Genomic DNA, 15,331 nt, shown 5'->3' on the forward strand with positions numbered 1-15,331 from the left:
TTTGTAAGTCAATTAGGCGTCTTTTAGCAACCAAAAGAGCATGTATTGGTTTTGAGTTGTATGAAAATAGTTTACAAGTATTGGTTGATATGGGAATAAGTAGTCTCGCAGAAGACGGAAATATATCAATAATAAAACAAAATGTCATGAGGCTCTATTGGTTGATTTGACTTTAATGGAAGAGCCTAAAGAAAGTTCTGTTAGTAGTGTTATTTTGAGGTGGAAATCTAATAGGTTTAGAGTAAAACTTTTGTAGTTAGATTTGGACAAATAACTTTAATGTATTATCTTTGCGTAAAAGAAGAAAGTATTTATTGCTCCTGAGCACGCATTGCGTCTCCTTGCAGCTTTGCAGGACAATGTAGTACGCTACGAGAAAGAGTTTGGTAAGATTGACCGCCACGAACCAAAAGAGCAGGGACCACGCACCATCGCTCCATTTGGCAATGGTAAGGTTGAAGCATAAGCAATCCCTTTAAGATTAAAATACTTGAAAGTCGCCTCCATATTGGGGGCGACTTTCTGTTTCAGAGGGGGCTTGTAAGCATGTTACAAGGTCACTACTTTGGTTAAGCTATTGCGCTTTCACGTATAAGTTTGTGTATTGGTAGTAAGCCTGCGCCTTGCGGATGAGTTCTTGATTCATCTGCTTTGTAGGTTGCTCTTCAAATGTACCATCGTGTAATGGACGAACGATGTATTGTCGTATATTGCGGACTGGCGATAAAACAGTTAGTCGGTTACCTTCAAGATACCCAAGGTCTTGGTAAGTTGCCATGAATGCACGAGGATGATAGGTTGGTGCGAGGATGTCTTGTCCTGTGAAACTTACAGTGCAACGTAACTTGAGGAGAGAAAGTAGGGTAGGCATGACATCAATCTGCGAGCATATAGTTTCAATCTTTCTTGGTTGGAGAATAGCTGGCGCATAGATGAGGCATGGAATATGGTAGCGGTCTATAGGAAGTGATGTTTTTCCAGCACTGGATGCACAGTGATCAGCAATAACTACGAATACAGTATTCTGGAACCATGCTTTCTTTCGGGCGTCATTAATGAATTTACCGATTGCATAGTCTGTATATTTTACTGCGGCTTCTCTTGTGTTAGGGTCACCGTCTACTTTAATTCTGCCACTGGGATAGGTGTAAGGGCGATGGTTGCTCGTGGTCATAATCTGTGCGAAGAAAGGAAGCTTCGACTGATAGTTCTTATCGAATACTTGTAAGCTCTTGTTGAAGATATCTTCATCACAGACACCCCAAATGTTTGCGAATGTTACTTGATTGTTCGGTATGTCCTTTCGGTCTATTACCTCGTAGCCATTATGACTGAAGAAGTCGCCCATGTTATCGAAATAACTATCTCCGCCATAGATGAATTGCGGTTTGTACCCCAAGTGAGAAAGGATACGACCTATTGATAAGTTCCCCATTCGATTAGCTTTTCGCTTGATGATGCTCTCTCCTGCACTCGGTGGAATGCAAAGAGATAATGCTTCTAATCCTCTAACAGTTCTGTTTCCTGCTGCGTATAGACTGTCAAAGACAATACTCCCTTGCATGAGCTTGTCAAGTTGTGGGGTAAGGTTCTCTTTGTTTCCATATCGAGTAAGGAAATCAGCACTTAGGCTTTCTACTGTTATTAAGACGATGTTAGGGCGTTGTGGCGCAAGGGACTCTCCAATCGCCTTCTTTCCCTCATCATTAAGTCCACTTAATTGACGATACTGAGACACACATTGTTGTTTGGGTAACATGGTATAGAACTTATCATACTCTAACATGTTACTCTGGAAAGCAATGACAAAGTCGCAGGCTCCGTTTTGTTCAAGTTGAGTAACGTATTGATTGTTACTTTGTAGAGCATGGGTGCCTTGTAAGATAAAATATGAGCTTATTGCTAAGACCATATATATAGAAAGGTGTATAAGAAACTTCTTCGCATTGTAAAGATGAGTAACCTTTAGCTTGTAATGTCGCGATTGAAGGAAGATAATTGCAGCTGTTAAGAGTAATGTAATGCCAATCAACGGAACAATAGAATAAGACTCCATGATGTTCCCAATAACTTCGTGAGTGTAGACGAGATAGTCTACTGCAATGAAATTATATCTTACGCCAAACTCTCCCCAGAAGATGTATTCTCCTGCTGTGACGCAAAGTAATAAGAAAACATATACAGCCCAAGTTATATAGAGGGAGATCTTACGCCATGCTTCTCTTGTTCTTGGAATGAAAAAGCGTATGGAGAAACTGAATAGTTTCCATCCGAGGAATATTCGTGCAATCTTTGGTGCGCCGCCTCTATATTCGTGGAAGATGGTATGGAAGAATAATACGTAGGCAAAGGCGATAGTTAGTAGAAGTTCAATGATCCATCCTGTGACGCGATGATATTTAGCTTCATTTAGCCCAAGGTTTATAATTTGCAATGGTAAGGCAAGCAAAATTGCCATACAAATGTCTGTTACGAAGCCAACACTTAAGAATCTGATTATCTCCCAGAAAGAGAAAGAAGAATCTTCGGGGACATTCCACATTAAGATAATTCTTAGGATGAATCCAATGAGTAGATACAGTTTTAAAAATCGTGTTCCAATGAAATTAATAGGATTCTTGGTAATTACATTTGTTCTTTTGTCCATCGTTTGCTTATTTTTCGGCAAAGTTAATAATTATAGATGAGGTTCAGACATATTTTAGGCAGTAATTGCGCTCGCGTGTTTGAGAATGTTAGATCCTTGGAATGATAAATATGATTCTATTTGTCGATGGTGTTTCTTTGTTTTTAGATAAGGTTCAACTTTATTTTTTAAGAGACTATCTACTTTCGAAGTATTTGCTTACTTTTACATTCAAAATTAAATCTTAATGAGTATTATAGTATTTACTATTCTTTTATTGTTAGCCCAAGTTTAACACCCACCTTCGCCTAATTGTTGCTGTCACCATACTTTCCTCGTTTTTCTTATGGACTCTGTGTCCTACAAATTTTATTCTTTTTGAATGGTGAGTGTTTTAAGTTCAACTTATCGTATATTTGTTTTGCTTGCTTCGAAGGACTACCACATTGGCGCATCTCGATGGTTTCACCTAATGGATTCTTCCCTTTTGTGGTGACGAGCTTTTGGGTGCTCATACGTCGTACTATCTCGGTCCAGTAACAGGATTCTCCTTCTCGTTTTAATTGACAACGGATGGTGTTTACCACCCAGTAGGCTAATAAACCGAAGAAAAGGTGTGCGTCGCTTCGCTCATCTTTCTGATGATAAATAGGACGGAGGTTGAGATCATTCTTTAGTTGTCTGTTCGTACATTCTATCTCACGGATGAGATTGTAGTATTCCCATGTCACACGCTCAGAAAGTGTCCTGACATTGCTGCGGAGGAAATAGACTCCATGACCAGATTCCATTGCCGAGAGGTCTTTTATCTCCCAGTCTACACGTAGCATCTCCTTGGGTTTCTTCTCATTTTTTATGTAGCTTATCTGGTAGAACTTCGCTATAGAAGGGTACTTCTGTATGGCACGTCCTGTACGTTCAACAACCTTTTCATAGGTTTTTGTTCCACCTTTCTTGGAGATTCCTTCGTTTATCCTCTGCAGTTCCATCTCAAAACGCTCTTTCCAAACCCTGTTCATGGACGACTCTGTCATAGCTTTCGAAGGAGATGTTATTTCGAGATAATAATCCTCATCATCCTCTGTCTTAACCTCTTTCAGCGTTATCTTCTGCCGACGGGCATCCATTACCGTAACACTCTTGTTATCATCACTGAGCGTATAGTCTTTCATTTTCGTACGGGATACGCAGAGATAATTGTAACCCTTTTTCTTTATTAGCTCCAAGTTCTCTTCCGTGGCAACACCTGCATCCATGACAACAAGCGTATCCTTGGTTCGTGATGGATTCCTCTTTGCCAGCGTATCAATCATATTGGGTAGAGACTTGGGATCTGCTGTATTACCCTCTAAGATAGAAGAATAACGTATAAAACCTTCTTGATTGATACATAATGCAAGTACAAGTAGCTTACAGTCAGAGCGTTTTTCTTTTGAACGACCGAACTTGGCTTTATCGCTATTACGCTTACTACCCTCGAAATAGAAGTTGGTTAAGTCGAAGAGCATCAACTTGTTGTCTATATTAAAGATATCGTCAGTAACGCTGCACAGATGACGCTCTAACTGTTCCTTTAGTTCATACAACTTGTCAGTGATTTTATACAGAGAATTGATCCCTGGTGTCCAGCCAGGAACTCCACTGTAAAGTTCGCCAGCAGCTGAGTTATCGCGCAAATAATAATAAGATGAACGTTCAGAGACTGCATATACCGTGCGAACAATCAATGCTGACAAAGCCGTGTGTATCGCATTCTCCGTCCAGCCGTTTTTGCGCAGAAAACCCTCTAACTGCAGCTTGTCTATCGTCTGCTTGCAGAGCCACTCTGCACCAACATTCCTTGCGTCAGTATAGTTTGCCGTCTCGAGGTCAATGTAGTTCTCATATTTTCTCAGCGACTTCTGCTCTTCCTTATTAAACCGATCGATTCCACCTTCTTTCTCCATACGGCTCCACCATTCGTCAGCCTTTGCCTGTTCAATAGGAGTAAGTCCCTCAAGGCGTTCTTTGAAAAGCGAGGGTGTACTTCTGGTTTTGAAGCGTTCGGTAAGAGCGTATGCAATTTTTCGAACCTGTACAGCAGTAAGTGAAGGTTCAAAACCTATGTTCAACAGAATTAGCGAATGTACATGACCCTGCACGTCACGATATGACTCCTTGATGCGATAATAAGGAGCCATGTCGCCTGTGGCAGGGTTGAATCGTGTCTGTACATTTGCGTGCATGAGTGCAAAGTAACAAAATATTTTTGATATGGCTGTGTCCTACAAATCAGATTTTACTCCTCGTTACAATACCCTATACTTGATTATCAATCATTTATCAAATTGATACTACACAAAACATCCCGAAAATTTATGAAAAATAATTTTGCCGGTTAAACTTGGGTTAGGTGCCTATTGTGCAGGATTGTTAGGCTCCTTGACAGGTTTGGGGGGAGGAGTAATCGTCATTCCTCTGCTCACTTTAGTTTTCGGTATCGACTTTCATTATGTCATTGGAGCAGCTTTGAGGGTGTGTCAAAATTGATACATCCTCTTTTTTATTCTTCCTTTACTTTGTGTACCACATAATTCGTTATTTACTGCAGCTATGCTGCTAATTTCATATAAAATGATTTATTAGGCTTTAAATAACCTATATAAACTTGTATAAAGCGTCTGAAGGTGACTAAAAGTAGCTCCATAACGGCTTTTAGTTCCTTGAGTTTGGTTTTTCTACACATTTTCCCTATGTTAAAGGCAATAGCGAAGAAGGCAAAGTCCATATTGACCTTGTCTTTCCCAAAATGTCTAAACCTCTTGTAGGCTTTATTATATTTTGTTTGTCCAAAAACAGCTTCAGGTTCTATGCACCTTCGTCCTCTATGCTTGATGCCTTCTTCCGAGGTCAGTAGTTCCCGTGCCTTTTGTTTATAGTGCTGTAGTTGGTGGTTTACTTCTATAATTCTGTTCCCTCTTGCCTTAAAGCATGAGCCTCTCAGCGGACAGCCTTCACAGCGTTCTGCCTGATAACGTACGCTGTAAGTAACGAACCCATTAGAGGTTAGGGAACGCTTCATGCCTATACGTTTCATATGCTGTCCCATAGGGCAGACGTAGAAATCCTGTTCTTTATTATAATAAAGGCTTGCGGGACTGAATGGGTTAGGTGTGTAGCGTGGACGCTGCTCTTTATGGAAGTAGTTATACTTCACATAGGCTTCTATATTATGTACGTCCATGAACAGATAATTCTCCTCGGAGCCATACCCCGAATCGGCTACGACTGTCTTGGTATAACGATGATAGCGTGATTTGAAAGACTCCAAGAAAGAAGGTAGTGTGAGTGTATCGGTACGATTGGCATAGAGTGCAAAGTCAGTGATGAACTGGTTCTCAGTTGCTATCTGCAGATTATATCCAGGCTTAGTCTGTCCGTTCCGCATAGCGTCCTCCTTCATGTGCATAAACGTGGCATCAGGGTCGGTCTTGCTATAAGAGTTTCTTTCTCCCATTATCTCAAGGTGTTGGTCATACTCTTGAAGTTTATTACGTTTCTTCTCAAGCTCCTTAAGTTGTTTTTTCTTGGTTCTAACAGCCTGCTTTTCTTCTTTTGTCTTAGCTTCATGAATAGATTCCAAAGACTTGTTCAATTCCTCGGATATCTCATCGAGCAGAGCTGCAGTGAACTCGACACCTTCTGTTTTAGCGGCATTGTCCTGCGCTATGACATCATCAACCTGAAGCAAAAGTGTGCGTATTTGTTCCTGCAACTTGGCGCGGTTCTTTTCCACGGTTCTCTTCCAAACGAAGGTATACTTGTTGGCTTTCGATTCTATTTTTGTACCGTCAATATATTCAACGTCAAGACTTATCAAACCTTTGGCTGCAAGTACTAATACCACTTGTGTGAATATATTGTTGATTTCCTTTTTCACACGATTACGAAAACGATTGATGGTAATAAAATCAGGCAGCTCATATCCTGCCAGATAGATGAAATGAATGTCACTCTATACGACGGCAGGAATAGATATTATTCATATAGGCGTAAAGAATCACCTTGAGCATCATTTGTGGATGATAAGGCTTGCGACCACTGGGCTTATAAAGTTTGTAGACACTATCCAACATAAGATTATCCACTAAGGCGTCTAAAAGACGAACAGGGTCATCTTCTGCGATATCCTTATCGATTCTTTGAGGAAAAAGAATCATTTTCTTGTGTATGTAAGAACGAAAGTGTACCTTTGTCATAATGAGATTTTTTGTATGCCTAAAGGTGCAAAAACTTTAGGAAATAGCAAAGCCCTGGCTTGAGAAAGTCGGGGCTTTGTGCATAAAAAAGAGGATGTGTATATTTTGACACACCCTCTTACAGACAATATAGTTAAATGATATGCTTTATAGTCCTTGGCTTTGCAATTCTTTCTCGGGTATTGGCAACCACTTGATTTTACGGCTTGCCCAAGTTGTTGCGGCAGAACCTTGCTCCAATCCACGACGGATATCTGCTGTGCGTTCACCACGGAAAGCAAGGAAGATACGACGTAACTCAGCTATTTGTGCAAGGGTAGGGGCAGTTGACAGTTGACTGGCTGTGTCATATTTACCAATGACCTTGTTAACCTCTGTCATTGCATCACCAGTCATAACACCTCTTACAATGAGTTCAGCCTTGATAAGGTGGATGTCATCATCGTTTGAAATAATCATCGAACCCTTTCTTGTTAGCCCTGACGCATAAATGTTATAGCGATTAGGATTCTTCTTATCTACACTCGCATGAGCCAGTGGTAAGGCTTTCTTTTCAGCATCTGTTGTTCTTGCAGCTTCAAGAGAAGGGCTTACTTGTACATCACGGCTGTTTGGACCGATAGCACTGTAAAGTGGGTTGTCACCACCATCATTGTTATAGATTACCTCCACAGTCTCACCATCCTTTAGTGCACCTTCTACGAAAGTCTTAGCGTCTGCGTATTGTCCACGATGCATAGCCAGTTTGAGTTCGTAGGTTTTTATCTGTCGGATAGCTGCGTCTTGGTCAAAGCCTTTGAAGGACTTTAGTGCATCAGACTTTGCAGCTTTCTCAGCAGCTTCGTATTGCTCCTTAGCTTGGTTTAGTAGTGTCTCGTGCGGGATAACAGCCTTATTCAGGATGACAGACCCACCTTCTGCTGCCGGAGTTGTAGAGAAAGACTCTGCAAGCAATTGTAGAGCATAGCCAGCATGGAGATGTCCAACGTAGTTACCATATGCTTTTACAATCTCAGTCTGCTCAGCATTTGCTCCTGTTATCTGTACAGCAATCTCTGTTAGTTCAATACTTCGAGCGTAATAGTTATGGATTTTATTCCAAAGATCGTTTTGCGTGCCCGAAGTAGGAGTGAGGTTATCTGTCGCAATTTGGCGATAAAGGAGCGCATTAGGAATCGTTCCTTCGGTCAATTCGTCAACGGTTGTACCCAAAGCGAGGAAGGCTGCAGCAGAGGCATCGCCTTGAAGCGTCTTTACGTAGGCTATCAAAGGACCATCAGTAATACTATTGCTTTGAATATTAGCAACCATTGCTGATTTATTCAGTTGGTCTCTTGTAAGTGTGTTACTTGGTGTCTCCGCATTTTCTACCCATGAATCGCAACTCGCGCATAGTACAGAGAGAGCGAGAATGGCATATATTGATTTTTTCATTTTATCGTCTTCTTTTTATAATGTGAAACTTAAAGTTGCTGTGTAAGTGCGTGGATGTGGAGTATTGGTAATGTCACGTGACAAACTTCCAATACCTCTCTGCTTACGATTACCACCGTTGCCTTCTACTTGTGGGTCTGCACCAGAGTAGTTGGTAAGGACAAATACATTTTGTATTGCGAAAGAGAAACGCATTCCATTCACCACGTTGCGTGTCCACTTGCGAGAGAGTGATGATAAATCATAACCTAAGTAGAGCGTTGACAAGTGCAAGAAGTTAGCTTTCTCGATGTAGTTAGCTCTGAAGCGTGCGCTGTGTGCCAAGTCCTCGGCAATTTGGTTATATTCTGCAGTACCTACGGTAGCATTAGCAAGCGCCTGCAGCTGGTCGTTACGTTTCTTCAAGTTATCACCCAAACCAGATACATTATAGAAGCTTTGATTATAGATAGATGCACCCAAAGCATAATTCCACTTTGTTCCGAAGGTGAAGTGGCTGAAGAGTTTTAGGTCGAATCCAAACGAACCATTGACAGATGGGAATGGCTTACCAAGATACTGGTAGTCATTACTCTCTATGGCACCTATTTTCTGATTGTATGTGCCGTCAGCATTGAAGGCAGGCTTCTCAACGGTGTGATAATAGAAAGCATAGACAGGTTGCCCCTCTTTTACAACGTTAGGATAGTTATTGATATCCTTTCCGCCAGTATCAATCACTTTGTTTGCCTGATAATTAATGTTTGCATACACGTCAAGAGAATGACGGTTAGCCTGTTTCCAGAGGTTACCATTATAGCTGAACTCAATACCATGACCCTTGATGCGTCCTACGTTACGTGGAACGCTACCTATCCAGCCATCGCTTGAAAGAAGGTCATCGTAGATGATGGCGTCAGAAGTGTATTGTGCATACAGAGTAAGTGCTAATGTATGTCTGTTACGAATAGTCCAGTCTGTTCCTAATTCAATCTCTCGCATACGCTCAGGTTTGATATCAGGGTTACCTTTGTACTGAGGTTTAACAATTGGGCCATAAGCACTGATACCGTCCATGACATAAGATGTACGGGCATCTGTAGGGTAGGGAAGGCGTCCACTCTCACCATAGGCAATGCGGAACTTCTGATTCTTGAGGTTGTATGATGCACTCAAAGAGGGATAATAGATACTTGCCACATTACTACCGATAAGATTAGATGCATCACGTCTGAGTCCTGCATTCACAAAGAAACGGTTATCATAGTTGAGAAAAGCCTCACCATAAAGACCCCATGTGCGTTGTTCGAAGCTTGACTCTGTTACTGTACGTTCCGTTGCTGCTGAGATATTGTCGATATCACTTCTAAAGCGAGATGCAGAAATACTATTCAGTGTTTCATACTGGCGTGCAATCTGTTAGAGAAGGGTTGCTGTAAGGTCCCATTTGTCAGCAAGATGGAACTTACGAGTAGCTTTTATGTCCCAGTTGAAGTTAGAGTTTCTGCGGTTGCTTATATTTTTTGCACCCTCAGCATTATTTCCTAACTTATAACCGAAAGGTAGGCGATAGATTCCTTCTGTATGGTTTACGTCTGCGCCAATGATAGTCTCAATCTTCACATCTGCTGGAAGCATATAGCTAAGACGAAGGTTACCGATGAAACGGTCGTTGCCATAGGTCCAACTCTGTGCTCGCCACGTACTTTCGTCGACATATGGCCATGGCGTCTGGTTAATCATTAAGTTCCATATCGCATCATATCTACCCATTGCAGTCTGTGGAAGACTGATGTTACCATGTATGTAGGAAGCAGTAGCACCGAGTGAGAAGCGACCAGAGCGAAGGTCATAAGCCATCTTCGCACTATGTCGTTTGTCCTTATTGCCAGGTACGATACCTGCAATGTCATTCATATTGTAAGAGAAGAAAAGGTTCTGATTCCCTTTGAAGGCTTTTGAAACAGAGGTGTAGATAGTTTTCTGCCAGCCAGTTTGGAAGAAATTATTGATAGGATCATTATTTACAAACTGATCATATTTTCTTGCCAATGTAGCTGCGCCTAACGACATCTTCACTTGTATGTCAGCCTTTCTGTTTTCTGGATTGTTATTTTTACCTCTTTTGGTTGTGATAACAATAACACCATTGGCAGCCTCTGCTCCATAACTGGCTGCGGCAGAAGGACCTTTTATGACATCGATAGTTGCAATGTCATCAATGGTCAAGTCATTGAGTGCGCTGAGTGCATCTTGTGAACTATTGATGTCAGAGATATGTGAGCTATTGTATTTCACACCATCAACATAGATGATTGGGTCACGCTCCATACTCATTGTAGCACCGCTACGCATGTTAAAACGGATTGGCATACCAACTTTACCATTGCTTTGGTACATCTGTACACCACCAATCTTACCATCAAGCATGTCACTGAGAGAATTTGTATGCGCATTCTTACTCAGATTATCAATGTCGATATGGTCAACCTTACTTCCAAGTGCTTTCTGACTACGTGCGCTGGAGATACTGGCTGTAACCTGTACCTCCTGAAGGTCGATACCAGGAATAAGACTGATAGTAGGCTGTCCTTTTAGTGCTTGTGCCTTTATGTCCTGTTCCTTGAAACCAATATAGCTGATGTGCAGTGTCTGGTCATCATTTGTGTTCAGTGAGAAGTAACCGTCTTCGTTGGTTACTGCTTCTACACCTTTATTTCCTTTGACCACAGCACCAATAATAGGCTCTCCTGTATCTTGGTTAATAACTCGTGCCTTGTAGGTTGTTTGCGCACTTAAATTGATAGCAGAGGCTACCGATAGCATGGCAATACTTCTCTTAATGTTTTGTAACATGAAATGATTCTGTTGTTATCCTCCTAAGGAGTAATATTAAGTAATGACTACATTATATAAGGTGTAGCCGAATTTGGTGGCGCAAAGGTACCTCTTAAATAATGATACTACAATACCTAAAAATTGTGATTTTTATTTGTAAGTAGTATAGTTGCGCTCATAAATATGTTGATTCAGTACGAAGTAAGATGGGAATCTTCTGATATAAGGAGTCTTCTTTTAATTGCCAAGACTTCAGTAGGTTGTCTTCTTTCTAAGTATAGCTGCTCAGCACATGTGGTGTTGTTCGTAAACACCATTGGTGCTGATGCTCCGCACCATATGTGCGCAGCCTAATAAACACTCCTTAGAAGCTTGCTAAAAAGTGGTAACATAGCTGTTTTGTAGAGGCAGAGTTAGTTTTAGTCAACAAAGAACACCTTTGGTAAAATCACAAACCTTTGTCATGTAATGTTAAGTGTTTGACTTATAGGGTGTTTGTTGCCCATTAAATACTCTGTGTTGTATGTCGGATAGTGCTCATTGTTGTCATTTTATGACCGTAGATGAATCAGATGTCTCTTACAGCAGATATGACATAATTTAGCTTCTTTGAATGTGTTTTTCACTCCAAAATTATAGAAAAAGGTCTCTGTCAGTTGTGTTTTTCAGTCCCAAAATGGTATGAATGGGTTCTTTTGAACTGTTAAATAATAAGTAAAAAGTTATTTATTGTTAACGAATAGCGTTTGGCAGATTATTCTTTTTCTTATTATTAGGTCGTTTAACGGATTATTCGTACCTTTGCAACCCGAAACAACAGAGTGAATTATATCGTTTTTAGAGTGTCTCACTTGTGTTTGTAATGGTTTGAAAATAAACAAAATAAATATATAACAATAAAAAGTAAAATTATGCCTACTATTTCACAATTAGTAAGAAAAGGCAGAAAGGACATCGTAGACAAGAGCAAGTCTCCGGCTTTGGACAACTGTCCACAGCGTCGTGGCGTATGTGTTCGTGTTTACACAACAACTCCTAAGAAGCCTAATTCGGCAATGCGTAAGGTTGCCCGTGTTCGTTTGACCAACCAGAAGGAAGTGAACTCTTATATCCCAGGAGAGGGTCACAACTTGCAGGAGCACAGTATTGTTCTCGTTCGTGGTGGTCGTGTTAAGGACCTTCCTGGTGTACGTTATCACATCGTTCGTGGTACTCTTGATACCGCAGGTGTTGCCAACCGTACACAGCGTCGTTCTAAGTACGGTGCTAAGCGTCCAAAGGCAGCTAAGAAGTAATATTCAAGTTGCCTAAAGGCAGCTAAGAAACTTCAAACCATAAAGCCGAGGTGCAACGGCCGGTGATGGTCGATGCCCCGAGGCTCTTTAAAAAGAAGCAACTAAAAACAAACAGTTTTGCTGGAGATTTGTAATCACAAAGGTTGAGTAAATGCCCAAGAGAGGGCGTTGAAGAACGAAAGACGACAGCCTCCGCAGACTTAAAGTTTAAAATAAAAATGAGAAAAGCAAAACCAAAGAAGCGTGTAGTCCTTCCAGATCCAAAGTTTAATGATCAGAAGGTGTCAAAGTTCGTAAATCACTTGATGTATGATGGTAAGAAGAATACCTCATACGAAATTTTCTATGCTGCCCTCGATATCGTAGGCGGTAAGATGAAGGATGAAGAGAAGTCTCCACTTGAGGTGTGGAAGCAGGCTCTCGACAACATCACTCCACAGGTAGAGGTAAAGAGTCGCCGTATTGGTGGTGCTACTTTCCAGGTGCCAACAGAGATTCGCCCAGATCGTAAGGAGAGTGTTTCAATGAAGAATATGATTGCCTTTGCACGTAAGCGTGGTGGTAAGAGTATGGCTGATAAGCTTGCTTCTGAGATCATGGATGCTTTCAATAATCAGGGTGGTGCTTACAAGCGTAAGGAAGATATGCACCGTATGGCTGAGGCTAACCGTGCGTTTGCTCACTTCAGATTCTAATCAAGTTATTATAATAAGGTAAAAGAAATGGCAAATCACGATTTACATTTGACTCGTAATATCGGTATTATGGCACACATCGATGCCGGTAAGACGACAACATCTGAACGTATTCTTTTTTATACAGGTAAGACTCACAAGATTGGTGAGGTTCATGATGGTGCTGCAACCATGGACTGGATGGCACAGGAGCAGGAGCGTGGTATCACAATTACATCTGCTGCTACAACATGTAACTGGAACTATCTCGGCAAGTCTTATAAGATTAACTTGATTGATACTCCGGGACACGTTGACTTTACTGCTGAGGTAGAGCGTTCACTTCGTGTTCTTGATGGTGCAGTTGCTACTTATTCTGCAGCTGATGGTGTACAGCCACAGTCTGAGACTGTTTGGCGCCAGGCTGACAAGTACAATGTTCCACGTATTGGTTATGTAAACAAGATGGACCGCTCTGGTGCTGACTTCTATGAGACAGTACAGCAGATGAAGGATATCCTTGGTGCTAATCCTATCGCTATTCAGATTCCTATCGGCGCAGAGGAGAACTTCAAGGGTGTTGTAGACCTTATCAAGATGAAGGCTATCTTGTGGCATGATGAGACTATGGGTGCTCAGTATGATGTTGAGGAAATCCCTGCTGATCTTGCTGATGAGGCTGCTGAGTGGCGTGAGAAGTTGCTCGAGGGTGCGGCTAACTACGATGATGAGTTGATGGAGATGTACCTTGAGGGGCAGGATATTCCAGAGGATAAGCTGATTGCTGCAATCCGTAAGGGTTGTATCGCTATGGAGTGCTGCCCAATGCTTCTTGGTTCTTCTTATAAGAATAAGGGTGTACAGCCTCTTCTCGATTACGTTTGTGCTTTCTTACCTTCTCCATTGGATACACCAGCTATAGTTGGTATTAATCCAGATACAGAGGAGGAAGAGGATCGTAAGCCAAGTGAGAGCGAGCCTACATCTGCTTTGGCATTTAAGATTGCTACAGACCCATTCATGGGTCGTTTGGTATTCTTCCGTGTCTACTCAGGTAAGGTTGTTGCTGGTTCTTACGTATTCAATACACGTTCTGGCAAGAAGGAGCGTATCAGCCGTCTATTCCAGATGAACTCTAATAAGGAAATTCCTATGGAGTCAATCGATGCAGGTGATATCGGTGCTGGTGTAGGTTTTAAGGATATTCGTACTGGTGATACTCTCTGTGATGAGAACGCACCAATTATCCTCGAGTCTATTACCTTCCCTGACACTGTAATCTCTATCGCTGTTGAGCCAAAGAGCCAGGCTGACGTTGCTAAGCTTGATAACGGTCTTTCTAAGCTTGCTGAGGAGGATCCAACATTCACCGTTCGTACTGATGAGCAGAGTGGTCAGACCATTATCTCTGGTATGGGTGAGCTTCACCTCGATATTATTATCGACCGTTTGAAGCGTGAGTTCAAGGTAGAGTGTAACCAGGGTAAGCCACAGGTTAACTACAAGGAGGCTATTACTAAGGCCGCTCAGAGCCGTGAGACTTATAAGAAGCAGTCTGGTGGTCGTGGTAAGTTCGCTTGTATTGACGTAACTATCGAGCCTAAGGATGAGGATTACGAGGAGGGCGACTTGCAGTTTGTAAACGTTGTTAAGGGTGGTAACGTGCCTAAGGAGTTCATCCCTGCAGTAGAGAAGGGCTTCAAGGATTGTCTTGGCAATGGTGTACTCGGTGGCTTCCCAATGACTGGTCTTAAGGTTACTTTGACTGATGGTTCTTTCCACCCAGTTGACTCTGACCAGTTGTCATTTGAGCTCGTAGCTCACCAGGCATTCAAGGTCCTCTGTCCTAAGGCAGGTCCTGTTCTTATGGAGCCTATCATGAAGGTAGAGGTTGTTACTCCAGAGGAGAACATGGGTGATGTTATCGGTGACTTGAACAAGCGTCGTGGTCTTGTACAGGGTATGGATGAGGCTCGTAGCGGTGCTCGTATCGTTAAGGCTATGGTACCATTGTCAGAGATGTTTGGTTACGTAACAGCTCTTCGTACTATTACTTCTGGTCGTGCTACTTCTTCTATGGAGTATGATCACCACTCACCAGTATCAAGTACTCTCGCTAAGGAGATTCTTGATGAGTTGAAGGGTAATTCAGACCTCATTAAGTAAATAATGTAAGGTTCTGCTCTCTCATAGCGAATGACTCTTATGAGAGAGCAACCTTTCTGTATATTCAATAATAAATAAAAA

The 15,331-nt window shown here is 41.7% G+C and carries 6 protein-coding genes and 4 pseudogenes; 5 read left to right on the forward strand and 5 right to left on the reverse strand.

Annotated features, from left to right (window positions below; translation table 11 throughout):
• Nucleotides 1–304: 304 nt before the first annotated feature.
• Nucleotides 305–466 (forward strand): annotated as a pseudogene (locus FIU21_RS05770) (DUF3467 domain-containing protein); the annotation flags it as partial.
• A 108-nt stretch (nt 467–574) separates the two neighbouring features.
• On the opposite strand, the gene FIU21_RS05775 reads toward FIU21_RS05770, so the two are convergent.
• Both FIU21_RS05775 and FIU21_RS05780 read right to left on the reverse strand, forming a co-directional pair.
• On the reverse strand, nt 575–2,647 hold the full coding sequence (locus FIU21_RS05775; RefSeq protein ID WP_036886984.1) for an LTA synthase family protein: 2,073 nt from the start codon (nt 2,645–2,647) through the stop codon (nt 575–577).
• A gap of 323 nt (nt 2,648–2,970) precedes the next feature.
• A complete protein-coding gene (locus FIU21_RS05780) occupies nt 2,971–4,851 on the reverse strand; it encodes an IS1634 family transposase (RefSeq protein ID WP_172891330.1) in 1,881 nt (626 codons plus the stop codon).
• Between the two features lie 139 nt (nt 4,852–4,990).
• On the opposite strand from FIU21_RS05780, the pseudogene FIU21_RS13455 reads away from it, so the two are divergent.
• Nucleotides 4,991–5,137: pseudogene (locus FIU21_RS13455) on the forward strand (sulfite exporter TauE/SafE family protein); the annotation flags it as partial.
• A gap of 79 nt (nt 5,138–5,216) precedes the next feature.
• On the opposite strand, the pseudogene FIU21_RS05785 reads toward FIU21_RS13455, so the two are convergent.
• The 3 genes and pseudogenes from FIU21_RS05785 to FIU21_RS13530 form a co-directional block, all read right to left on the reverse strand.
• A pseudogene (locus tag FIU21_RS05785) lies at nt 5,217–6,864 on the reverse strand (IS1182 family transposase).
• A 147-nt stretch (nt 6,865–7,011) separates the two neighbouring features.
• On the reverse strand, nt 7,012–8,298 hold the full coding sequence (locus FIU21_RS05790; protein ID WP_004361602.1) for a hypothetical protein: 1,287 nt from the start codon (nt 8,296–8,298) through the stop codon (nt 7,012–7,014).
• 15 nt (nt 8,299–8,313) lie between these two features.
• Nucleotides 8,314–11,133 (reverse strand): annotated as a pseudogene (locus FIU21_RS13530) (TonB-dependent receptor domain-containing protein).
• A gap of 893 nt (nt 11,134–12,026) precedes the next feature.
• On the opposite strand from FIU21_RS13530, the gene rpsL reads away from it, so the two are divergent.
• The 3 genes from rpsL to fusA all read left to right on the forward strand — a co-directional run bounded on the left by rpsL (nt 12,027) and on the right by fusA (nt 15,250).
• Entirely contained in the window at nt 12,027–12,410 is a 384-nt protein-coding gene (rpsL, locus tag FIU21_RS05800; RefSeq protein ID WP_004335835.1) for a 30S ribosomal protein S12, read from the forward strand.
• 218 nt (nt 12,411–12,628) lie between these two features.
• On the forward strand, nt 12,629–13,105 hold the full coding sequence (rpsG, locus tag FIU21_RS05805; protein ID WP_004361605.1) for a 30S ribosomal protein S7: 477 nt from the start codon (nt 12,629–12,631) through the stop codon (nt 13,103–13,105).
• Between the two features lie 27 nt (nt 13,106–13,132).
• Nucleotides 13,133–15,250 carry an elongation factor G gene (gene fusA, locus FIU21_RS05810; RefSeq protein ID WP_004361606.1) on the forward strand — a complete coding sequence of 706 codons (2,118 nt, stop codon included), beginning with the start codon at nt 13,133–13,135 and terminating at the stop codon, nt 15,248–15,250.
• Nucleotides 15,251–15,331: the final 81 nt, after the last annotated feature.

The organism is Prevotella melaninogenica (assembly GCF_013267595.1).
Classification (GTDB): Bacteria; Bacteroidota; Bacteroidia; order Bacteroidales; family Bacteroidaceae; genus Prevotella; species Prevotella melaninogenica_D.

Excerpts from the sequence above, each read along its gene's own strand:
- rpsG (WP_004361605.1), top strand. The coding sequence starts at position 12,629 with ATGAGAAAAGCAAAACCAAAGAAGCGTGTAGTCCTTCCAGATCCAAAG.
- FIU21_RS05790 (WP_004361602.1), bottom strand. The coding sequence starts at position 8,298 with ATGAAAAAATCAATATATGCCATTCTCGCTCTCTCTGTACTATGCGCG.
- FIU21_RS05780 (WP_172891330.1), bottom strand. The coding sequence starts at position 4,851 with ATGCACGCAAATGTACAGACACGATTCAACCCTGCCACAGGCGACATG.
- rpsL (WP_004335835.1), top strand. The coding sequence starts at position 12,027 with ATGCCTACTATTTCACAATTAGTAAGAAAAGGCAGAAAGGACATCGTA.
- FIU21_RS05775 (WP_036886984.1), bottom strand. The coding sequence starts at position 2,647 with ATGGACAAAAGAACAAATGTAATTACCAAGAATCCTATTAATTTCATT.
- fusA (WP_004361606.1), top strand. The coding sequence starts at position 13,133 with ATGGCAAATCACGATTTACATTTGACTCGTAATATCGGTATTATGGCA.